The organism is Aliinostoc maniaoense (assembly GCF_058172895.1).
Genome location: NZ_CP187952.1, coordinates 1378909 through 1400299 on the forward strand (window position 1 = coordinate 1378909; position 21391 = coordinate 1400299).

The following is a 21391-nucleotide window of genomic DNA, read 5'->3' on the forward strand; positions in this document are numbered from 1 at the left end:
TTCTAGGCTTGTTTTATTTTCCACAAACAGCTAGAAATCAAATTGGTGGCTATGTGAGCAACAATTGGCACTAGTAAGTTACCACTCCACAGTGCGCTGTATCCCAGTATGATGCCAATGATGGTTGCCCAAACTACATACGGCCATTGTTGCGAACCGCTCAGATGTAGAATGCCAAAGCAAACACTAGAACCGATGACTGCTAGATGATCTAATCCTAAAGCGGGTAACATGACACCGCGAAATAATAATTCTTCGCTCAATCCTGGTAGCAAACCTAACCAAATTAAGTCCGGCCAAGCTAAAGGTTTTATCACTAACTCTAAGTAATAATCAGCACTGCGGCGATAAAGTGGCCACAAGCGATAAGCTAAACCACTTAACCCGGTGATGAATAATCCTACACCTAATCCTAAAAGCAAATCCCTGGGATACCAATGCCATTCAAATAGCATAAAGTTACCGAAGTACAACCACACCCTGGCGACTATCCACAATAAAATGGCAGTGACTCCCATAGCCACTAGCACTTGGGTGCGTGTTAAGTACGGAATTTCTGGTTCAGGGTTTTGTTTTTCTACCACGGGTATTTGGGGAATGGGGTTAAGGGAAGCAGGGGGGCAGGGGGCAGGGGGAGTGTGGGGAGCAGAGGGGATTTTTGTCTAATAAGTAATGATTAATGACTTTTGACTTTTGACAACGGAGATATTTTAGGTTTTAGGGAAGTTGGGTTTATGCCTGCTTTGTGGGCTACTAATACACCTACTGCTTCTAAATATGAGTTGACTTGTATGGATTTGATGTCCAAGGCTTGGGGTGGTACTTTGATTTGGGTGTGATTTTCCTCGACGGTGATGATTTGACATGGCTTTTGGCTGAGGCTGAGTAATGCACTACTACCACAGGCGGTGGCTGGCATAATTATGGCATCTACTTGTTCTGCCCAAATGTCGGCTAGGAACGATTGGGTTAATTCCTTTTTTAATATAAATTGTGGGGCGCGACTTAATCCTACGAGTACGCTTGGTAAGAAAGTATAACCTAATTCTTCCGCCGCAGACCGAGGAGATAAATTCGGCTCTGGTGGTTCAGCAGCTAGGGCGGGTGCATGGGCGCAGGGAATTTGAAAGGTTCTGACTAATAAATGGCTAATTACGGCTTCTGCCCCTGCTATTGGGTCTACCCCTTGCCCTAAACGATAATTCTGCGCTGCTTCCTCGTCTATATTATCGGGAAAACGGGCAACAACTGCGATCGCCTCTGCCCCGGCTTGTTTAATTAATGTTTCTGCTCCCCTGAGTAAACTATCGGGGTTGCCAATTGTTCCCCAACTTGCACCTGATGAGGAAGACCGTAATTCTACCTTTAATGGCGCATCAGTAATAACATAATCAGTTAATGTTAAACCGAGAGTTGCCCTCGCTGCATCGGCTGCTTGTAGGTGTCGCAACCTTAACTCTGGCTCAATTCCCTTATCTAAAAGTAAACCTATTTTGTTACTGCGTACAGGACGCAAACCCCAGCACCCGGCGGCAAATTTGTCAAGTCCGTAGCCTTCGACATAGAAAGCATTGGGGAGATGCCAGTACAAACTAGCACCATTAAGGACATTGGGATGAGTGATCAGGCGATCGCAAACCTGTGCTATTAATCTAGCAACGGGTATAGCATCTCCAGCATAACCACCAATAGCCGCACCAACACCAGTCGGGACTATGAGAATAGCAGTGTAGGGATGATTCATATTGAAGTGCTGTTAGCGGAAGATCAGTACGTTGGGTTGATGTAAGGAAACCCAACGCCAAGATATAGGTTAAGCTTTCAAGATTTGTGTTGGGTTGCGCTGCGCTTAACCCAACATACATTTGCTATATCTACTGCTTGTGAGAAATACGGGTTTAGTTCTGGGAATATTCAGGACTAAAGTCCTAACTACAAACATAGATGCACCTCAATATTTTCATCTTTTATTTACTCAGCACTAACTGTAGTTACCACAGCTTCCACAGTCGCCTTTTCCTTGTCAGTATCTACAGCAGTAATTGCCCATCTTAAGGGTTCTCCCTGCTTTTGCAATTCAGCCTCAATGACTTGTTGTAATTCTGTAGCTGTTTCTTGGAGGTCGATTTCTGCGGTAATAAAATGAGTAGTCATCGCCGTTAATCCAATTAGTTTGTAGATTCCAGAATAACCGATCTCAGCCAAAGCTAGAAACTGTTGATCAAGTTAAGTCACTCCAATCATTAACTATACAACATTGAAAAATCACTATTCCTAGTCCCCAATCCCCAATCCCTAATCCCTTTATTTACCAAATTGCTTCTGATAAACTACTTCTTCTTTTTCTGTCTCAACTTTCAAATCAGAACGGGGATAAGCCACACATAGCAACGCATAGCCTTCTTTTTGCAGTTCTGGACTAACTCCCATACCGTCAGTTTGGTCTACAGTTCCGCTTATAATTTGTCCTGCACAAGTTGTACAGACACCAGCATGACAAGAACTGGGTAACTCTAAACCTTGTTCATCGGCAACTGATAAGATCGTTTTATCTTCAGGAACTTGTAATGTATGCGTTTTCCCTTGGTGGAGAATCTCAACGGTGTAAGTTGTAGACATATGCTAAAAAATGAGTGCTATAGACAAACTCATTATTATATCTGAATTGGTGAAAATATTCCTCAATATCATTAATAATTTTATATAGGAATCGTACTTGATTATTGAACAGATACGTAGGGGAGGCAAATTGCAGTGTGGATTTTCCTCCTGCAATATTGCCGTTGTGTTAGCGACAGCGTAACGCACCTAGTACCTGAATCACTTTTATACTGATTCCCTTGGCAATACTGTACAGGCTTTAGCCCTCAATTTCAGGACTAAAGTCCTAACTAAGAACTTATTCACCTTATATCAATTCTCTATAAAGTTGCACCAAATAAATGATGTAGAGACGTTGCATGCAACGTCTCTACAGTACAGAATAAAGTGCATCTTCATCAAGAAACGGTATTATGTCAAAAAATAGTACACTTTAGATGTTTTGACCAATTCCTAAAGTTTCACTCAGACAATGACATCTACAGTTAATCATGTATCCAATAAACTCTCTCCCTTACAACGATTACTCAACTATGGAAAAAAATATCGTGGACAAATTTATCAAGCTTCTATCTATTCAGTCATTAATACTGTTTTAGATTTAGCTCCACCTTGGTTAGTTGGTATTGCTGTAGATATCTTAGTCCAAAAACAAGATTCTTTGATTGCTAAATTGGGTATTCAAGAAGTAGTATGGCAATTTGCCCTACTTTCATTCATTACCATTATTATTTGGGTATTTGAATCACTTTCTCAGTACGCTTATGATCGACTGTGGCGAAATGTGGCTCAAAATGTTCAACATAGTTTACGTTTAGATGCTTATAATCACTTACAACAATTAGAATCAGCTTATTTTGAAGATAGTAGTACAGGTGGTTTGATGTCGATTCTCAGCGATGATATCAACCAACTCGAAGACTTTTTAAATGGGGGAGCAAATGAAGTTATTCACGTTACAACTTCCTTGATAATTTTAGTGATTGGTGCGTTTTTTATTTTGCCAATTCACATTACTCTCGCAGCAATGTTACCTATGCCCTTTATTCTTTGGGGTTCATTGATATACCAAAAACGCCTTGAACCCCGTTATGCTGATGTGAGAGAAAAAGTTAGCTTTTTGAACTCACGGTTAGCTAATAATATTAGTGGCATTACAACAATTAAGAGTTTCACCGCAGAAAGTTATGAAAATGCCAGACTAGCAGAAGAAAGTGAAGCTTATAGAAGAAGTAACGCCAAAGCCATTAAACTTTCTGCCGCTTTTATTCCCTTAATTAGAATGTTGGTTTTAGCTGGTTTCACGGCTTTGTTATTTCTGGGAGGTATGGCTGCATATTCAGAAAAAATATCTATAGGTAATTACAGCGTTTTATTGGTACTGGTGCAAAGATTATTGTGGCCTTTAGTCTTTTTAGGAGAAACATTTGATAGATACCAAAGGGCGATGGCTTCTACTAAACGCGTGATGGATTTATTAGATACTCCCATCCAAATTACTACGGGGGATGTGCCTTTAGTTGTGGAAAATGTCCGGGGTGAAGTTGACTTTAAAAATGTTACCTTTGCCTATCGCAACAGTACAACCATCATTAAGGATTTATCATTACATATCCCCGCCGGAGAAACTATTGCTATTGTTGGTTCTACAGGTTCGGGTAAAAGCACTTTAGTAAAGTTATTATTGCGTTTCTATGATGTTTCTAGTGGAACAATTACGATTGATGGCGTTGATATTCAAAAGTTAAATTTATCTGATTTACGTCGTAGTATTGGCTTAGTTAGTCAAGATGTATTTTTATTTCATGGTACGGTGGCAGAAAATATTGCCTATGGTACTTTTGATGCGACTGATAAAGCTATCATTAATGCCGCAAAAGTAGCTGAAGCCCATGATTTTATTATGCGGCTTCCCCAAGGTTATGAAACAATAGTTGGGGAACGTGGACAAAAGTTATCTGGGGGACAACGCCAACGCATTGCTATAGCTAGAGCCGTTTTGAAAAATCCGCCGATTTTGATTTTAGATGAGGCGACATCTGCGGTAGATAATGAGACGGAAGCAGCTATTCAACGTTCTTTAGATAAGATTACAGTTAATCGGACGACGATTGCGATCGCTCACCGTCTTTCTACAATTCGCCATAGTCATTGTATATATGTGATGGATCATGGTCAAATTGTAGAGCAAGGTACACACGAAGACTTGATTGCACTTGATGGAATTTACACTAGTCTTTGGCGTGTACAATCTGGTATTTAATCTAATAAAAAAACGAGCGCGGAGGGATTTGAACCCCCGACCCACAGAACCGGAATCTGTTGCTCTATCCACTGAGCCACGCGCCCTTACATCTGGTATTATAGCACGCTTGTGATCGAATTTGGCGATCGCTTAAAGATAATCAGCCGGATTTACAGGTGTACCATTGCGGCGGACTTCAAAGTGTAGGTGTGGCCCAGTAGATAAACCTGTAGAACCGACAGATGCGATCGCCTGTCCTCTTTGTACGGTTTTGCCTTCTGTAACATATAATTCACTACTATGCCCGTATAGTGTCGTGATTCCATTACCGTGATTGATGATGACGGTTTTACCATAACCACCATACCAACCAGCAAAAATCACTGTCCCAGAATCGGCGGCGCGGATGGTACTTCCGTAGCTAGCAGCAAAATCTAAACCAGCATGAAAGCGGCGATAACCCAAAATCGGATGTACGCGCCAGCCAAAGGAACTGCTAGTAGGTGCATCACTGGGAAAGGCAAATATTCCTGTACCCTTAGCAAAAATATTTCTTTCACGGTTGGCTTTAGCTTGTGCTGCTGCTATCTTTTGTTGAATTAAGGTTTCTAAATTTTTGGAATCTTTCTCTAGTTGATTTTGTGCAGCTTCTAAAGCTAGGCGATCGCTATTTAATCTTTGCACTAATTCAGACTGAGATGTTGCTTGCGCTTGATAATCAGCTTTTTGTGCCAATAATTCCCCTCTAATTAAAGCAATTTCATTTTTCTGTTCTTCTAATTGTGTTTTTTGCTGATTAATTAAGTTGGCTTGAGTTGCTAATTTACCCAAAATTTGCTGGTCTGCCTGATAAACTAACTTTAATTGATAGCGACGACTGATAAAATCACTGAGATTACGGCTTTGTAATAATACTGCCCATCCTTGACTGATTGGCGATCGCTGGAGATACCTTAACCTAGCTATAGTTGCTAGTTGGCGTTCTGTGTAGGCTTTTTCTGCTACAGCTAAATCAGCTTCTAGTTGCTGAAGCCTTTGAGTAGCAGCTTGTAACCGCCTCTCACTCTCTTGAATTTGGCTGTTGGTAGTTTGCAGGTTATTGGCTATTCCAGTCAGCTGATTTTGCGCCGCTTGTTGTATTCTAGTTAAGCGATCACGTTCCTGAATCACGTTCTGGCGTTCTTGATTAATTTGTTGCTGTTGTTGTCGGAGGTTGTTAATTGTCTGTGCAGGTGTTGCAGATATCGGTAGCCAAACCAAAATCCAGCAAAGTATCAACAAACACCAGCCAAATTTCCAGAGTCGAATCAATGGCGTTTTCATGCCGTTTAGTCAAGGGATTGCCAGCATAGATAGCATTGTTCCCAAAACTCAGGCACATATAACACAATACAGGTTCAGCTGGTGCAAGATATCAGGACTTCCGCCAGCTAGTTGTCATCCGCCAGCGTACATTGGGTAGTGCGGGTGCAAGAAACTAATACCAATTCTCCAAAATAAAGCTACACATAGACAGCAGGGGGCAGGGGGCAGGGGGCAGGGGGCAGGGGGCAGGGGGCAGGGGGCAGGGGAAGAATTATCTGTAGCCGGGATTTAGAGAAATGGTATAAAGCAGTAGTTGCTGTAGCGATCGCAGTAGTATTTAAAATATCTCGACTTTTCATATAGCAGTTTGGAATTAATTTAAATTAATTTCCTGAATAATCGTCAATAACTGCTGTTAATTGCACATTAAGGTTATTTTGGGTTTAATTATCAATTTACGTTGACATAAATTGGGGGCAAAATGCAAGCTACAACTAGGGAAAAACCAAATGTGCCTCAACCACCAACTTTTAATTCTGTTGCGGAAGCTAGGTTACATCGCCAACAACGACTAGCAGCAGCTTTCCGCCTATTTTCTCGGTTTGGGTTTGATGAAGGTGTTGCAGGCCATATTACCGCCCGTGACCCAGAAAACCCCAATCATTTTTGGGTGAATCCTTTCGGGATGCACTTTGGCTTAATTAAAGTGAGTGATTTAATTTTAGTTAATCATGAAGGGGAAGTAATTTTTGGCGATCGCCCCGTCAATCGTGCGGCTTTTGCTATTCATTCCCAAATTCACGCAGCCCGTCCCGATGTAGTCGCGGCGGCTCATGCTCATTCACTTTATGGTAAAACCTGGTCTAGTCTTGGTCGTCTGCTTGACCCCCTTACCCAAGACGCTTGTTCTTTTTATCAAGACCATAGTATTTTTGCAGATTATACCGGCGTAGTTCTCGACCCCCAAGAAGGTCAACGTATAGCCCAAACTTTAGGTAATCATAAAGCCATTATTTTACAAAATCATGGTTTGTTAACAGTTGGGCAAACTGTTGATGAGGCGGCTTGGTGGTTCATCACTATGGAACGTTCTTGTCAAGCCCAATTATTAGCGGAAGCTGTTGGTAAACCGACATTAATTCAACCAGAATTTGCTAGTGTGGCACACAGCCAAGTCGGTTCAACTCAAATGGGTTGGTTTAGTTTTCAACCTTTATATGACATGATTGTGCGTCAAGAACCGGATTTGTTGGATTAGGGGTGTGAGGGTGTAGGGGTGTAAGGGTGTGAGGGTGTGAGGGTGTGAGGGTGTAAGGGTGTAAGGGTGTAAGGGAAGAAAGAATGTATTTTGTTCTTTCCCCTACACCCCTATACCCCTATACCCCTATACCCCTATACCCCTATACCCCTATAAATTCGCCTTCCAACTAGCCAAATCACCCAAAGAGCGATCGCGGTAACGTCCGTAGCGTTCCTGTTTATTTTTGATTTTCACGCCTAAATCGGGAAAAATGCCAAAATTCGGCGGCATTGGTTGAAAGTGTTTAGGTGAGGCGGAACTGATAAACTCAAATAATGCCCCCATCATGGTTGTGTTGGGCATTGTCAATGGTTCTTTACCCAAGGCTAACCGCGCCGCATTTATTCCCGCCAAGCAACCACCGGCGGCGGCGGCTGTGTAACCTTCAGTCCCTATCAATTGTCCAGCCGCCAATAATGTGGGACGCTGTTTAAATTGCAAAGTCGGTAGCATTAATTGCGGCGCATTAATAAAGGTGTTGCGGTGCATCACTCCCAACCGCACAAATTCCGCCTTTTCTAAACCGGGAATCATTTGGAAGACTCGCTTTTGTTCCCCCCAACGTAAATTGGTTTGAAAGCCAACCATATTCCACAAATGACCGGCTTTATCTTCTTGGCGTAACTGTACCACGGCATAGGGACGTTCTCCAGTCCGGCTATCAGATAAACCGACTGGCTTTAAAGGCCCGTAGCGCATGGTGTCTTCTCCCCGTTGTGCGAGTTCTTCAATGGGGAGACAGGCTTCAAAAAATTTGGCTGTTTCTCGCTCAAAGTCTTTGAGTTCTGTTTGTTCCGCTTGACAAAGTGCCTCCCAAAACCGCAGATATTGTTCCTTATTCATGGGACAATTCAGGTAGGCGGCTTCACCTTTGTCATAGCGTGATGCCATAAAAGCAATATCGCGGTTGATGGACTCTCCGACAATAATCGGACTAGCGGCATCAAAGAAACTCATGTATTCCATGCCGGTGAAGCGGTGCAAGTCCTCTGCTAAGTCGGGACTGGTTAACGGGCCACTGGCTAAAACGACAATTCCGTCGGGAATAGCTGGAACTTCCCCGCGCCGGAACTCAATTAAAGGATGATTTGCTAAAGTTGCGGTTAAATCTTGCCCAAATTGTCCTCTATCTACAGCCAGCGCACCCCCAGCCGGAACAGCGTGTTCATCGGCTTTAGATATGACTATAGAACCGAGTTGGCGTAATTCTTCGTGCAGCAAACCCGCCGCGCGATCGCTTGCCATTGCCCCAAAGGAATTACTACAAACTAACTCGGCTAAATGTTCTGTGTGGTGGGCAGGGCTGAAACGTTGGGGACGCATTTCATGTAAAATTACTGGCACTCCAGCTTGGGCTATTTGCCAGGCTGCTTCTGTTCCAGCTAGTCCACCTCCAATTACTTGTATCGGTTGTTTGTCCATAGTTACTTTGAATTGATTTAAGTAAGTCGCTCAGAAAAAACCTAACTATCTTAAGAAAGGTAAACTAGGCTAAAACCCTCTTTCCCCCTGCTCCCTGCCCCCTTGCCCCCTGCCTGATGAGAACTACAAATATTTACCCTGTTCTACTTAGTCGCTACGTAAAGCGATAATAGGATCTAATTTGGCGGCGTTTCTGGCGGGAATGACTCCGGCTACTAAGCCAACGGCGAAGGAGAGAGTAAAGCCAACAAACACTGATAAGCCGGAAATCACAAAGGGAAATTTGAAAATAGTGGCAGATACAAAGGCAATGACAACTCCGCTAACAATTCCTACACAACCACCAAGAATAGAAATGACGATCGCTTCGGCTAAAAATTGAGTGAGAATCGCGGAATTAGTCGCGCCTAATGCTTTGCGAATGCCAATTTCTCTCGTTCTCTCAACTACAGAAACTAACATAATGTTAGCAATGCCAATACCACCAACCACGAGGGAAATACCTGCGATCGCTACCACCATAATCGTAAATAAACCGACCACATTTGTAAATGTATTGACAATATCTGCTTGGTTCGTTAAGCGAAAATCATCGGCTTGGGGTGGATAGATATTGTGACGCAGGCGTAAAAGATTGGTAACTTGGAATTGTGCAGCTTCTAACTGTTCCTGATTTTGGGCTTTGACGAGAATCCCACTGACGGAAATACCTGTCAGGGCATTGTTTCCTACCAGTCGCTTAGACATACTAGTCAACGGAATGAAGATTTGGTCATCTCGGTCGATTGGCCCTTGAGAACCTTTAGCCTCCATAATACCAATGACTTGATATGCTTCTCCCTGAATCCTAATTCTCTCACCTATGGGGTTGCCTCTTTCCCCAAATAGGGTTGTTTTAGCTGTCGGCCCAATTACTGCTACTTGTGCAGCCGTCTCCAGTTCTTCTTCAGTGAAAAATCTTCCCTCTTGGGGATAGGTATTTCTTGCCTCTGGGTAATTTAAATCTGTGCCGTAGATGGTGGTGGAGGTATTTGCACCGTTATAGACTACTTGTGCATTGCGTTGTAAGTAAGCCGAGACAATTTCAGCTGATGGTGCTTGTTGAGCGATCGCTTGAGCATCTTCCCAAGTTAAGGTACTAGTAGAACCCACCCCTCGACTAATATTGCCACTCCTAGCCGCCCCTGCCAGAATTTGCAGCACGTTTGTTCCCAGAGCTTGAATTTGCTGCTCTACACTTTTCTGCACACCTTGTCCCACAGAAGTAATCGCAATCACAGAAGCAATCCCAATAATTACCCCTAACATTGTCAATCCCGTGCGTAATTTATTACTCCACAGGGTTTCCGTGGCCATGCCAAAAATCTCTAAAAACGTCACGCGACGACGATGATTTTTTCTATAAACACGCCGTTTCATATAAATTGAGTAATAAGTAATGAGTAATAAGTAACAAGTAATAAGTAATGAGTGATTTTTTCTCCCCTGCCCCCTTGCAATCAAAGCAATAGGATACTTTAATAACTAATAACTGATTTAACGTCCCGCACCTCTAGAAGAACGACCACCACCTCCTGTCCCCGGTAGCAGTCCGCGTCTTGGTCTGGACTGGGTGCGTGTTCCTGGGGGGAAACTGAGCAGGACTTGTTCATCACCGGTTAATCCCGATTTAACTTCAGTAAATTTATTTACCGTTACTCCAGTTTCAATAGGGGTAAACACTGGTTGATTATTTGCACCCATAACAAATACACCTGTGGCATTTTCTTGACGTACTACGGAGGCGGTGGGTATGACTAGAGCATTTTCTAATTCACCGACTTGAAAATCTGCTTCTACATTCATTCCTGATCGCAGTAAATTTTCTGGGTCAGAAAGTGCTACTTTAATTTGAAAGCTGGTGACGTTCTGCTCGACTGTGGCTTGTGCAGCAATTTGACTGACTTCACCTGTAAAAGTTTTGCCAGGATAAGCATCGGCTCTAATTGTCACTTTTTGACCTAAACGAATTTTAGCCACATTAGATTCTGATAAATTTGCTACCACTTCATTAGTTGCGGCTAAAGCCAAAATTGAGGAAGATGTAGCCGAAGAAACCGCACTACCGGAAGTTGTGGGGGTGACGAATGCTCCAGGATCAGCATATTTTTGTGTGACTACACCATCAAAAGGGGCGCGGAGTATGGTGTCATTAATTTGAGACTGAATATTTTGCAGTGAACCAAGAGCAGACATAACTTGAGCGCGGGCTACATCAATATCTTCTCGGCGTGTTCCAGCTTGGAGTAATGCTAAGGCTTCTTGTCTTTGTTTAACTATAGCCCGTACTTGGGCAATATCTTCGGGACGTGAACCAGCTTGTTGTAGGGCTAATGCTTGCTGGGCTTCCTTAACTTGAGCTTGCGCGCTATTGCGATCGGCGCGTTTTTGGTTGAGAATTTGGAGAGCGATCGCTCCAGCGTTGTAAAGTTCCTGATTACGCCGAAAATCATCTTCTGCTTTTTGCAAATTCGCTTGACTACTAGCTAAACGTGCTTGGGCTTGGGCGATATCTTGGGGACGATTTCCCGCTTCAGCTTTTCGTAAATTTGCTTGGGCTTCTTCTAATTGGGCTTGAGCTTGGGCAATATCTTGGGGACGATTTCCCGCTTGGGCTTTTTGCAAATTAGCTTGGGCTTGTGCTAGTTGTCCCCGTGCTTGGGTAAGTTGCCCTTGCAAGTTAGAATCATCCATATAAGCTAGAATTTGCCCTTGTCTGACGGCATCTCCTTCTTTTACTAATAGTTTTTTCAGAATACCAGAGTTTTTAGGACTAACATTAATTGAGCGTTCCGGCTTCACAGTTCCATTCGCAGCCACCGTAATGGTTAACGTCTGCCGTTCTACAGACTGCGTCAGGACTCTGCGCCTTGCTTCCTGACGAGGACTAATAACTACTTGGTAATAAATTATGTAACTAATTCCACCTAAAAGACTCAAGGCAATCAACCAAGATAGCCAATTATTGATGATTTTTTTTTTAGTTTGTCGCACTAATGGCGGTGAGTCTACAGGGTTTGATGTGTCAATTGTCATGTCTAATCCTGTATTAAAAAGAGGTGTAGAAGAAAATTTCAAACAATTTTGGATTTTGGATTTTAGATTTTAGATTGACTTTCTTAATTTTGACATCAGTTCTATGACCTCTCCCCAACCCCTCTCTCTTGAAAAGTTCTGTACGGAGGAAACCTCCGCTCAGACTTTTCGCTCCGACGCGGAGAGGGGCTTTAAACTCAACCAAAAATTAAGGTTTTGAAGCCTCTCTCCTTGTAGGGGAGAGGTTTGGAGAGGGGTTTTTCTCAACCGTCGAACTCACATCACGTTAATTGTGAATTGGCATAACACTGTGATTGATTGTATGGAAAAAATGGCTACAGAGCTAGTTAGTTAGAACTAGGACTGTAACCGGTAAACTCCTTGATGTGAATTTTTGTTTACATTAAATATCAAATTTCTAGAGTCTGATTAATATTCCATTGGGTAATCTAATAAAACCGTTGCTTTGTCTAACTAACCTTCTGGCAGGAACGATTTCTTGAGTAGGAAGAATAATATCACCGTTAGGTAGTCTCCAGTAACCTGGGTTACGGAGTCTGACTATTCTTCTCGATGAAACTATACTTCCATTAGGCAGGCGATAGTCACCATTACGAAGTCTAACTACTTTTTGATAAGATTCTCTATTTCTTGTTTGGTAGACATCTCTATGACGATATCGGCTTTGGGCTTGGGCAGGTGTAGCCATTACCATAGGAGCAAATATTAAAGCAGCAGCCAATAGCATGGTTGCACGGTTTTGTTTCAACATGAAACTGTCTCCTTGTGTGTACTGTGGTTGCTAGATGTTGGGTGTGATACTAATTCAAAATTCAAAAATTCTAGTGAATTAGTGTCTGTATAGGGAAAATATCCGGCTATGGCAGTAATTATCGACTCAGTAGCCATGATTTTATAAGTGAAGAAAGTAACGTATATTTACTAATTGACGTATGCAAAAAGTCATGGATGGGTATATCACTAATTTCACCTCCCTGTCTGCCCTGTATCCCCACACCTTTTAAGTCCAGGTTTTTGCTGCAAATAATTCAATGAAAACTCTGAACCCTAGGAAATCATGAGACTTTCAACCACCCCTACACCCCTAATACCGATTCTCCAAAATAAAGCTACACATAGACAGCAGGGGGCAGGGGGCAGGGGAAGAATTATCTGTAGCCAGGATTTAGAGAAATGGTATAAACCCCTATACCCCTATACCCTTACACCCCTACAACCCCAAGCCCTGTTTTTGACATCTCATGAAATTGCCTTTCACCTCAAGCGGATATCGTTTAAGCTAGCTGAAAGATTATTTGATATGTGATTTAAGAGGCGGTATTGTGCCTAAATACTTTCGGTTAATTTCTCTTTTAGTAGTCTGTGGTTTGTGGAGTATGCCTAAAACTGCTCAAGCTCAGGCTTTGATACCTCATGCTTTACAGTTAGATACTGCCAAATTAGAGAAGCAGGGGTTAGCTTTAGCACAAGAAGCGGCGCAACTAGGCCAGTTTCAGCAATTTGAGTTGGCTTTGCCACGAGCTAGACTAGCTACTCAGTTAGCCCCTAAGAATGACAAGGTGTGGTTTTTGTTGGGTGGTTTGCAGCTGCAAGGCAAAAATTATGATGCAGCGATCGCATCTTTAAATCAGGCTAAATCCCTGAATCCTCAAAATGCGGATGTTTTGTTTGCTTTGGGTTCAGCTAATTTTCAACAAAAAAAATATCAAGCCGCCATAGAAAATTACCAAGCAGGTTTGAAATTAAAACCCAAAGATCCAGAGGGGTTGTTTGATTTAGGCAACGCTTACTATATGGTGGGACGCTTACCAGATGCGATCGCTGAATATAACAAATCTGTTGCTCAAGATCCAAAATTCTGGCCATCTATTAACAACATTGGTTTAATTGAGTACGAACAGGGTAACGTTGATGCTGCCATTAAACGGTGGCGAACTGCTATCAGTATTGATAAGCAAGCCGCAGAACCATTATTGGCTTTAGCTGTAGCCCTATACACTAAAGGCGATCTCAAACAAGGTGAATCCTTGGGAGAAGCTGCTCTCCGCATCGATCAACGCTATGCCAATTTGGATTTTCTCAAAGAAAATCTCTGGGGCGATCGCTTGCTGTCTGACACCAAAAAATTCCTAGAGTTACCCCGCATCCAAGCCGCCTTGGAACAGCGAGAAAGTACACCTAGGTAGGGGGCTTAATTAATTCAAAATTCAAAATTCAAAATTCAAAATTAGGGGGCAGGGGGCAGATAACAAGTGTAGGTTTTTTACCAAGCAGTAAGTAATGAATCTCAGACTAACGAAAGAATCATTGTTTTACTAACCCCTACACCCCTACACCCCTACACCCCTACACCCCTACACCCCTACACCCCTACACCCCTACACCCCTACACCCCTACACCCCTACACCCCTACACCCCAAAACCAAGGTTTTTGGTACACACCGTCAAAAACCTACACCTGTCAGGCAGGATGAGGAACTTAAATTAGTTAACAGTCCCTTGCGAAATCCCCAGATTTATAGTACATATATACTGTTATGAGGAATTGTTCACCAGAAACATTAGTGAAGGAAGATTCCTCAGAAAATGTCGGAAGTTTTTATTAGTTGTCTGAAGGGAGAAGTGCCACAATTTGATCAACAAATTGTTGATGGTCTACCACGGGCTTAGAGATGTAACCATCAGCACCACTGAGCTTAAGAAAGTTTTCACGATCGCCTTCCATTGCGTGGGCTGTGACTAAAATCACAGGTAAATTTGCTGTTTGGGGGTCAGATTTTAACATTTGGGTGATTTTAATTCCATCTACAGACTTACCTTGATAAACACTTCTAGATAAAGAAACATCCATTAAAATGAGGTCTGCTTCTCCTGCTTGGGCAATTTTCATAACTTCTTCGACATTTTCAGTATGTTTAACGCCTAAACCACCTCGTTTGGTCAAAATTTTAGAAAAAACGCGAGCATTAATCAAATCATCTTCAACAATCAAAACAGTTTTCATGAGAATTTAATGTATAGAGGTAAGGGGGACAAATTAAGTCAAAAGTTAAAAGTCAAAAGGAGTCAGTGAGTTGGGGAGACAAAGCCGTCGGCGGGTTTCCCGATTTGAGGCGACTGTGGTTGGCTGTGCCGACTCAAAGCAACTGACCAGCAAAAGTTACAGCTAAAGAAATCCAATCATAGCAACTATCTTGAGTAGGGAAGTGTATATGAGTTAAATTCGGTGAAACTGAATAATAACTTGATGAAACTACTTACATCTTTTGTAATAGTGTATGTAGATACTTTCCATCAAGGATGATACTACGGCTTTTTATACTGTAATAATCAAGATTGTGTTATGAATCCCCTTACATCCGTTATGCTTTGTTTGCTGCATTATTTAGTAACACCGATTTTTGTGTAGTTCAATCTCAGGGAAAAAACTCATGGCAAAACAGTTAAACCTTCTCTCAAAGGGACAGGTAATTACAACAGCCCTGCACACGGAGATGCAACGGTCTTACCTAGAATATGCCATGAGTGTAATTGTCGGGCGGGCATTACCAGATGTGCGTGATGGTTTAAAGCCAGTGCATCGGCGGATTTTATACGCTATGCACGAACTGGGGTTAACACCCGATAGACCTTACCGAAAATGCGCTCGTGTAGTGGGGGATGTATTAGGTAAATACCACCCACATGGTGATCAGGCTGTTTATGATGCCTTGGTGAGACTGGTACAGGATTTTTCTAGTCGTTACCCTTTATTAGCAGGACACGGTAACTTTGGTAGCGTGGATAATGACCCGCCGGCGGCGATGCGTTACACAGAAACCCGTCTTGCACCGATTAGCCATGAAGGAATGCTAACGGAAATTGGGGAAGAAACTGTAGAATTTGTGGGTAACTTCGATAATTCCCAGCAAGAACCGACTGTTTTACCTGCACAGTTGCCTTTTCTATTGCTTAATGGCTGTGCTGGTATTGCTGTGGGTATGGCCACAAATATTCCACCCCATAATTTAGGGGAAATTGTCGATGGTTTAATTGCCCTGATTGATCAACCGGATTTGTCAGATGAAAAGCTTTTAGAGTTAATTCCGGGGCCGGACTTTCCCACAGGGGGGGAAATAGTTGGTGATGCAGGGATTCGAGAAGCTTACATCAGTGGTAAAGGTGGAATTGTCTTGCGGGGAGTCGCCACAATTGAAGAAGTTCCCGGCAGTAGAGGTAGCAAGCGACGGACAGCAATTGTAGTCACGGAATTGCCCTATCAAGTCAATAAGGCTGGATGGATTGAAAAAATTGCTGATCTAGTCAATCATGGTCGCTTACATGGTATTTCTGATATTCGGGATGAAAGCGATCGCGAAGGGATGCGGGTGGTGATAGAACTTAAACGGGATACTAGTCCCCAAGAAGTTCTCCAGCATTTATATCACCAAACTGCTTTGCAAACTAACTTTGGGGCAATTTTGTTGGCTATAGTTGATGGACAACCTCGTCAGTTGAGTTTGCGGCAACTTTTATTAGAGTTTTTAGAGTTTCGAGAACATACCCTCAACCGTCGTTATAGTTATGAGTTGGGGAAAGCCCAAACTCGTTTGCATACCGTGGAAGGGTTACTAAAAGCTTTATCTCATGTGGATGAAGTTATTGAAATTTTGCGACAAGCGGCTGATGGTAGTAGTGCCAAAGTGATCCTTGCTAGCCGACTGGAGTTAAGCGAAAGTCAGGCTGATGCAATTTTAGCTATGCCATTACGTCGTTTGACGAGTTTAGAACAGCAGAACTTACAGCGTGAGTTTGAGGAACTGACTAGCCAAATTGCCTTACTAGACAAATTACTCAGCGATCGCAAAGAATTACTCAAGGCTTTAAAAAAAGATTTGCGATCGCTTAAAAAGAAATATGGTGATTCCCGCCGCACTAAATTAGGGGCAGTCATTACCGAGGAATTACCAAAAGGCAAAGCTACAGACGGACAAAAAAGCTCAAGCAAAATAGCAGCAGAATTAGAACCAGCCGAACCTCTAGAGGAAGTAATTTTAGAATCTACTCACCGGGGTTATGTACGGCGCATTCAACTATCTGGGAAAAAGTCAAAATTAGACAATGGTTTAACTGATAATGATTTCATTATCCAAACTGAATTAACCGACACCCACAAAGATTTATTAGTTTTGACAAGTAGTGGTAAACTCTACCCCGTCAAAATTGGAGATATTCCCCCCACTACAGGACGTTCACCACGGGGAACACCTCTAATTACCATGCTCACAAGTACAGCCCAAGGTACTCAAGAACCTGTGGTTAGTCGCTTTATCCTGCCGACAGATTTAAACACTCAGCAAATAGTTCTCTTGACTAAACAGGGAAGAATTAAGCGTCTGTCTTTAGACGAACTGACTAACCTGACACGGCGAGGCATTACGATTATTAAACTCAAAGATGATGATGAATTGTTATGGACACAATTCACCAAATCTGGGGAAAACTTGATTTTAGCTAGTTCTGGCGGAAGATTGCTGCGTTTTCCAGCCAATGACGAACAACTACCCATCATGGGACGCACAGCAATGGGTTTACAAGCATTACGCATCCTCAGACATCAACACATGGTTGGCTGTGTGAGTGCATCGGCAGCTACACATTTATTGTTAGTCACTGAAGAAGGATATGCTAAACGCTTACCGCTAAATCAAATAAAGCCTGCTAACCGTGCTGATTTAGGTACACAAGCCATAAAATTTGCCACTAAAACAGACAAACTGGCGGCAATGGTAAATGCGATCGCTGATTCTGAAGTAGCACTTGTAACTAATAAAGACCGAGTTTTGCGGATACCTACAGACACTGTACCGATTTTACCCAGAGACGCTAAAGGGGAAAGTATCCTGCAACTCAACCGCGATGAAAAAATTATTACCGTTTCTCCAGTGCGCTCATCTTGAGTAATGAGTAATGAGTAATGAGTAATGAGTGTATTAGATGTAGGTTGGGTTGAGGAACGTAGGCGCAGCCTTCTCGTTCGCGTAGCGTCCCGGAGGGAAGAGTAACCCAACATAAATATCGAAAACTTAACATGGATGCTGGTGTTGGGTTTCCTCGCGTCAACCCAACCTACAATTTCTTTGCAACATTTTAGGCTTGTCAGTTCAGTAGGGTGTGTTAGGCGTAAGCCGTAACGCACCAAAGGCTTTGGAGGAGGTGCGTACTCTTGCTGGAAACACACTAGACTGTCAAATGTCAACTATCAACTGATGTATATCGTGTTTTTACGTAGCTTAAAAAATAAGTGTTGTTATATTACGTCCGAGTTATAACTCATCTGTACACGCTACTAAAAATCAAGTAACTCTCTAAAAGAGCTAAAAAGCTGATAGAACAAGCTTTATTCTAGTAATACTTTGCATTTGCGTTCATTATTTTCTGGGTAACACTGTAAATACCGTAGTAACTATCCACAAAAAACACATGATCATGATATTTTCTTTACTGCTACTTCATAAAGTTGGCGTGAATTGAGAAATCTAAGTAAAGATACTAGTTTGCGATAGCTGTGTTTTGTATGAGGTGTTATATATTATCGACAGGTTAATCAAGACCAGCTTAAGAAATTTAACTGGAATAAATAATGTCAGCACAGCTATTAATATCTGAGCATTCCAGGATAGTAGTGAGTAAAGAGCAGGTTTACTCAGAACTACAGGGAGAAGCAGTCATCCTTGATATCAAATCAGGAGTTTACTACGGATTGAATCAAGTAGGGGCTAGCATCTGGAATTTGATTCAAGTGCCTAAAACTATGGACGAAATTCAAGCCGCATTGCTAGCAGAGTATGATGTTGAACCTGAAACTTGCAAGCAGGAAGTTCTGGTTCTACTGCAAGATTTAGCAGCTAAGGGATTGATAGATATCACCAATGACGCGCCTGCTTAAGTTTTTCCGCCTTGATGATAGCGATCGCTATTTGTTGATCAATACTTTAATTTTATTAGGGTTTGTCAACTTAGGATTATGGTTACTGCCGTTTAGCACCCTACGACAAATTCTAGAGCGGATAGGTCAACCAAACTTTAAAGCTTCACAACCTTCTGTGCATAAAATTATCTGGGCTGTCAATGTCAGCACTAATTTTATACCGGGAGCAAAGTGTTTAGCCCGTGCGTTAACCTGTCAAGTTTTAATGAACCAACGGGGTGAATCGCCACAACTTTGCATTGGAGTCGCTAAGGATGAGACAGGAAAACTCAAAGCTCATGCTTGGCTAGAACACCAAGGAAAGATTGTCATTGGCTATCTAAGTAATCTTTCAACTTATACACCCCTACCTACTTTGCCGAGGAATTAATTATGAGCGGTATTGTTGGGATCTACCATCTCAATGGGCAACCAGTAGAGCATGAAAAACTTACCTGCATGGTAGATGCGATCGCTCATCGGGGAAAAGATGGGGCGGATATCTGGTATTCTGGCTCTGTAGGCTTGGGGCATCGGATGTTGTGGACGACTCCTGAATCTTTGCAGGAGCAGCTACCCATGCTCAACGCCGCCGGCAATTTAGTGTTGACAGCCGATGTCAGGATAGATAACCGCGATGAATTAATCTCTGCATTACAAATCCAGGATTATCCCGCCGAAAAAGTCACCGATAGTTATTTGATTTTAGCCGCTTATGAAAAATGGGGTGAGTGCTGCCCTAAATATCTGATAGGTGATTTTGCCTTTGCCATTTGGGATCAGCGTCAGCAGCATTTATTCTGTGCTAGGGATGCAATGGGAGTTAAACCCTTGTATTACTACAGGTTTCAAGAAACATTTATCTTCGCGTCTGAGATTAAAGCTCTGTTGACATTTCCTGGCGTGCCTTGTCAGATTAACGAAGCAATGGTTGCAGATTATCTGGCGAAAATTTTGTTTTGTGGACGCAAAGAAGATTCATTTTATACAGATATCCGAGAATTGCGGGCGGCGGAAAGTTTAACGATTAATCCCCATCGGATGGACATTAAATCTTATTGGTGTCCTGATCTCAACTATGAAATTAGATTATCCTCAGATGAGCAATATGTAGAGGCTTTTCGAGAAATTTTTATGGAAGCAGTCCGATGTCGGTTGCGGAGTGCTTTTCCTATTGGTTCTACCCTCAGTGGTGGTTTAGATTCCTCCTCAATTGCTTGTACAGCTAGGCAATTATTAGGTGATCAAGGTAAGCAAAAATTACATACTTTCTCAGCAATTTTTCCCAGTTTAGTAGAGATATCCCCCAAAATTGATGAGCGTCCTTACATGGCGGCGGTTTTAGCTCAAGGTGGCTATGCGGCGCACAATATCTATGCAGATCAGTTAAGTCCATTGATGGATGTAGATCAAGTTTATTGGCATGGAGAAGAACCAATCCCCGCACCGAATTTTTATATGGATTGGGCTGTGTTTAAAGCTGCATCTGAACAGAATTTACGGGTTTTATTCACGGGGATTGATGGTGATACAACAATTACCTATGGATTTCAGTATTTATCAGAGTTAGCCGCTTCTGGGCGATGGCTGAAGTTGCTAGAAGAAGGGAAAAGTTTAGCGAAAGTCTGGCAGAAATCCCCCCGTCATGTCATTTGGAACTACGGTTTAAAGTCCGTTGTGCCTGAACCAATGGTAGGAGTTTTACAAAGATTGCGGGGTAGTTACCAAACAGATAATTCTCTACAAGAGTCTTTAACTTTACTCAATCCCGAATTTGCTCAACGAGTGGGGATGAGAGCCAGGATTGCCAGCGAGACAGTAAAATCTTTAATGGATCAAAAGTCTTCTGTATCGGCGAGAGAAGCCCACTGGCTAGCACTTAATAATGGTTCAGTCAGGTACGCTTTGCAATGGTTAGATAAAACCGCAGCCGCCTTTGGTTTAGAAGCTCGTCATCCATTTTGCGATCGCCGTTTGATAGAATTTTGTCTAGCTCTGCCATCAAGTCAAAAATTACACAAAGGCTGGACACGCTCCATTTTACGCAGAGCAATGGAGGGAATTTTACCGAGGGAAGTGCAGTGGCGAATAGGTAAAGGTAATCTCGGTGCTAACTTCCGCCTGAGACTTTTAGGAGACGAAAAAGCGACTCTAGAGCAAGTAATTTTTCAAGAATCCCATCTCATTGAAAACTATGTCAATATACCTGCCCTCAAAACAGCATACTCCCGCTATGCAGCTAATCCCAACGCCGCAGATCCAGAATCGGTAGATATTTTTGTCGCCGTCAACCTCGCTTTATGGATTAAACAATCGGGAGCAATTCGTAATTCGTAATTCGTAATTCGTAATTCGTAATTACTTGGTGTAACGGGGATTTGAAGACAATTAAATACAGTTATTTATTTGATTTTGGATTTTCACATAGTAATTATACTGGGGTCAATATGAGAAATTATGAATTGGCTACTA

Annotated in this window: 18 protein-coding genes and 1 tRNA gene; 8 read left to right on the top strand and 11 right to left on the bottom strand. The window is 42.4% G+C overall.

The window, feature by feature from the left end; genetic code table 11:
- Window positions 1-2: 2 nt before the first annotated feature.
- The 4 genes from ACPZ3T_RS06115 to ACPZ3T_RS06130 form a co-directional block, all read right to left on the bottom strand.
- Window positions 3-584, bottom strand: a complete 582-nt coding sequence (locus ACPZ3T_RS06115) for a CPBP family intramembrane glutamic endopeptidase (RefSeq protein ID WP_490274374.1) — start codon at window positions 582-584, stop codon at window positions 3-5.
- Window positions 585-676: 92 nt separating this feature from the next.
- Window positions 677-1744, bottom strand: a complete 1068-nt coding sequence (locus tag ACPZ3T_RS06120) for a DUF3326 domain-containing protein (RefSeq protein WP_490274376.1) — start codon at window positions 1742-1744, stop codon at window positions 677-679.
- Window positions 1745-1971: 227 nt separating this feature from the next.
- Complete coding sequence (locus ACPZ3T_RS06125; RefSeq protein ID WP_490274378.1) at window positions 1972-2154, bottom strand: DUF8621 family protein; 183 nt, start codon at window positions 2152-2154, stop codon at window positions 1972-1974.
- A gap of 150 nt (window positions 2155-2304) precedes the next feature.
- Complete coding sequence (locus ACPZ3T_RS06130) at window positions 2305-2619, bottom strand: 2Fe-2S iron-sulfur cluster-binding protein (protein ID WP_490274380.1); 315 nt, start codon at window positions 2617-2619, stop codon at window positions 2305-2307.
- Window positions 2620-3073: 454 nt separating this feature from the next.
- On the opposite strand from ACPZ3T_RS06130, the gene ACPZ3T_RS06135 reads away from it, so the two are divergent.
- A complete protein-coding gene (locus ACPZ3T_RS06135; protein WP_490274382.1) occupies window positions 3074-4864 on the top strand; it encodes an ABC transporter ATP-binding protein in 1791 nt (596 codons plus the stop codon).
- Between the two features lie 13 nt (window positions 4865-4877).
- Here ACPZ3T_RS06135 and ACPZ3T_RS06140 read toward each other — a convergent pair.
- Together ACPZ3T_RS06140 and ACPZ3T_RS06145 are read right to left on the bottom strand one after the other, a co-directional pair.
- Window positions 4878-4950, bottom strand: a tRNA-Arg gene (locus tag ACPZ3T_RS06140).
- A gap of 46 nt (window positions 4951-4996) precedes the next feature.
- Window positions 4997-6169 carry a murein hydrolase activator EnvC family protein gene (locus ACPZ3T_RS06145; RefSeq protein WP_490274384.1) on the bottom strand — a complete coding sequence of 391 codons (1173 nt, stop codon included), beginning with the start codon at window positions 6167-6169 and terminating at the stop codon, window positions 4997-4999.
- A 463-nt stretch (window positions 6170-6632) separates the two neighbouring features.
- Between ACPZ3T_RS06145 and ACPZ3T_RS06150 the strand changes: the two genes are divergently transcribed.
- Complete coding sequence (locus tag ACPZ3T_RS06150) at window positions 6633-7409, top strand: class II aldolase/adducin family protein (protein ID WP_490274386.1); 777 nt, start codon at window positions 6633-6635, stop codon at window positions 7407-7409.
- Between the two features lie 150 nt (window positions 7410-7559).
- Here ACPZ3T_RS06150 and trmFO read toward each other — a convergent pair whose 3' ends face one another.
- The 4 genes from trmFO to ACPZ3T_RS06170 form a co-directional block, all read right to left on the bottom strand.
- Complete coding sequence (trmFO, locus tag ACPZ3T_RS06155; protein WP_490274388.1) at window positions 7560-8873, bottom strand: FADH(2)-oxidizing methylenetetrahydrofolate--tRNA-(uracil(54)-C(5))-methyltransferase TrmFO; 1314 nt, start codon at window positions 8871-8873, stop codon at window positions 7560-7562.
- Between the two features lie 147 nt (window positions 8874-9020).
- Window positions 9021-10292, bottom strand: a complete 1272-nt coding sequence (locus ACPZ3T_RS06160; protein ID WP_490274390.1) for an ABC transporter permease — start codon at window positions 10290-10292, stop codon at window positions 9021-9023.
- A gap of 117 nt (window positions 10293-10409) precedes the next feature.
- Complete coding sequence (locus ACPZ3T_RS06165; protein ID WP_490274392.1) at window positions 10410-11948, bottom strand: efflux RND transporter periplasmic adaptor subunit; 1539 nt, start codon at window positions 11946-11948, stop codon at window positions 10410-10412.
- Between the two features lie 418 nt (window positions 11949-12366).
- On the bottom strand, window positions 12367-12720 hold the full coding sequence (locus tag ACPZ3T_RS06170) for a hypothetical protein (RefSeq protein ID WP_490274394.1): 354 nt from the start codon (window positions 12718-12720) through the stop codon (window positions 12367-12369).
- A 306-nt stretch (window positions 12721-13026) separates the two neighbouring features.
- On the opposite strand from ACPZ3T_RS06170, the gene ACPZ3T_RS06175 reads away from it, so the two are divergent.
- Together ACPZ3T_RS06175 and ACPZ3T_RS06180 are read left to right on the top strand one after the other, a co-directional pair.
- The gene (locus ACPZ3T_RS06175) at window positions 13027-13275 is read left to right on the top strand and encodes a hypothetical protein (RefSeq protein WP_490274396.1); all 249 of its coding nucleotides are present in this window, start codon (window positions 13027-13029) and stop codon (window positions 13273-13275) included.
- A gap of 16 nt (window positions 13276-13291) precedes the next feature.
- Window positions 13292-14155: a tetratricopeptide repeat protein gene (locus ACPZ3T_RS06180; RefSeq protein WP_490274398.1), complete on the top strand. Its 864-nt coding sequence runs from the start codon at window positions 13292-13294 to the stop codon at window positions 14153-14155.
- A 417-nt stretch (window positions 14156-14572) separates the two neighbouring features.
- On the opposite strand, the gene ACPZ3T_RS06185 is transcribed toward ACPZ3T_RS06180, so the two are convergent.
- Entirely contained in the window at window positions 14573-14974 is a 402-nt protein-coding gene (locus ACPZ3T_RS06185) for a response regulator (protein ID WP_490274400.1), read from the bottom strand.
- A 427-nt stretch (window positions 14975-15401) separates the two neighbouring features.
- On the opposite strand from ACPZ3T_RS06185, the gene gyrA reads away from it, so the two are divergent.
- From gyrA to ACPZ3T_RS06205, 4 genes are all read left to right on the top strand, one after another.
- Window positions 15402-17909 carry a DNA gyrase subunit A gene (gene gyrA, locus ACPZ3T_RS06190; protein WP_490274402.1) on the top strand — a complete coding sequence of 836 codons (2508 nt, stop codon included), beginning with the start codon at window positions 15402-15404 and terminating at the stop codon, window positions 17907-17909.
- Window positions 17910-18592: 683 nt separating this feature from the next.
- Window positions 18593-18898 (top strand): lasso peptide biosynthesis PqqD family chaperone, encoded by a 306-nt coding sequence (locus ACPZ3T_RS06195; RefSeq protein WP_490274404.1) that lies wholly within the window; start codon window positions 18593-18595, stop codon window positions 18896-18898.
- Complete coding sequence (locus ACPZ3T_RS06200) at window positions 18882-19310, top strand: lasso peptide biosynthesis B2 protein (RefSeq protein ID WP_490274406.1); 429 nt, start codon at window positions 18882-18884, stop codon at window positions 19308-19310. Before ACPZ3T_RS06195 ends, ACPZ3T_RS06200 begins: the two co-directional genes overlap by 17 nt.
- A gap of 2 nt (window positions 19311-19312) precedes the next feature.
- On the top strand, window positions 19313-21256 hold the full coding sequence (locus tag ACPZ3T_RS06205; protein WP_490274408.1) for a lasso peptide isopeptide bond-forming cyclase: 1944 nt from the start codon (window positions 19313-19315) through the stop codon (window positions 21254-21256).
- The last annotated feature ends 135 nt before the right edge of the window (window positions 21257-21391 follow it).

Bases quoted from the DNA above. Each gene is read 5' to 3' on its own strand.
- ACPZ3T_RS06160 (WP_490274390.1), bottom strand. From the start codon at position 10,292: ATGAAACGGCGTGTTTATAGAAAAAATCATCGTCGTCGCGTGACGTTT.
- gyrA (WP_490274402.1), top strand. From the start codon at position 15,402: ATGGCAAAACAGTTAAACCTTCTCTCAAAGGGACAGGTAATTACAACA.
- ACPZ3T_RS06130 (WP_490274380.1), bottom strand. From the start codon at position 2,619: ATGTCTACAACTTACACCGTTGAGATTCTCCACCAAGGGAAAACGCAT.
- ACPZ3T_RS06135 (WP_490274382.1), top strand. From the start codon at position 3,074: ATGACATCTACAGTTAATCATGTATCCAATAAACTCTCTCCCTTACAA.
- ACPZ3T_RS06125 (WP_490274378.1), bottom strand. From the start codon at position 2,154: ATGACTACTCATTTTATTACCGCAGAAATCGACCTCCAAGAAACAGCT.
- ACPZ3T_RS06185 (WP_490274400.1), bottom strand. From the start codon at position 14,974: ATGAAAACTGTTTTGATTGTTGAAGATGATTTGATTAATGCTCGCGTT.
- ACPZ3T_RS06170 (WP_490274394.1), bottom strand. From the start codon at position 12,720: ATGTTGAAACAAAACCGTGCAACCATGCTATTGGCTGCTGCTTTAATA.
- ACPZ3T_RS06120 (WP_490274376.1), bottom strand. From the start codon at position 1,744: ATGAATCATCCCTACACTGCTATTCTCATAGTCCCGACTGGTGTTGGT.
- ACPZ3T_RS06200 (WP_490274406.1), top strand. From the start codon at position 18,882: ATGACGCGCCTGCTTAAGTTTTTCCGCCTTGATGATAGCGATCGCTAT.
- ACPZ3T_RS06205 (WP_490274408.1), top strand. From the start codon at position 19,313: ATGAGCGGTATTGTTGGGATCTACCATCTCAATGGGCAACCAGTAGAG.
- ACPZ3T_RS06165 (WP_490274392.1), bottom strand. From the start codon at position 11,948: ATGACAATTGACACATCAAACCCTGTAGACTCACCGCCATTAGTGCGA.
- trmFO (WP_490274388.1), bottom strand. From the start codon at position 8,873: ATGGACAAACAACCGATACAAGTAATTGGAGGTGGACTAGCTGGAACA.
- ACPZ3T_RS06195 (WP_490274404.1), top strand. From the start codon at position 18,593: ATGTCAGCACAGCTATTAATATCTGAGCATTCCAGGATAGTAGTGAGT.
- ACPZ3T_RS06150 (WP_490274386.1), top strand. From the start codon at position 6,633: ATGCAAGCTACAACTAGGGAAAAACCAAATGTGCCTCAACCACCAACT.
- ACPZ3T_RS06175 (WP_490274396.1), top strand. From the start codon at position 13,027: ATGAGACTTTCAACCACCCCTACACCCCTAATACCGATTCTCCAAAAT.
- ACPZ3T_RS06145 (WP_490274384.1), bottom strand. From the start codon at position 6,169: ATGAAAACGCCATTGATTCGACTCTGGAAATTTGGCTGGTGTTTGTTG.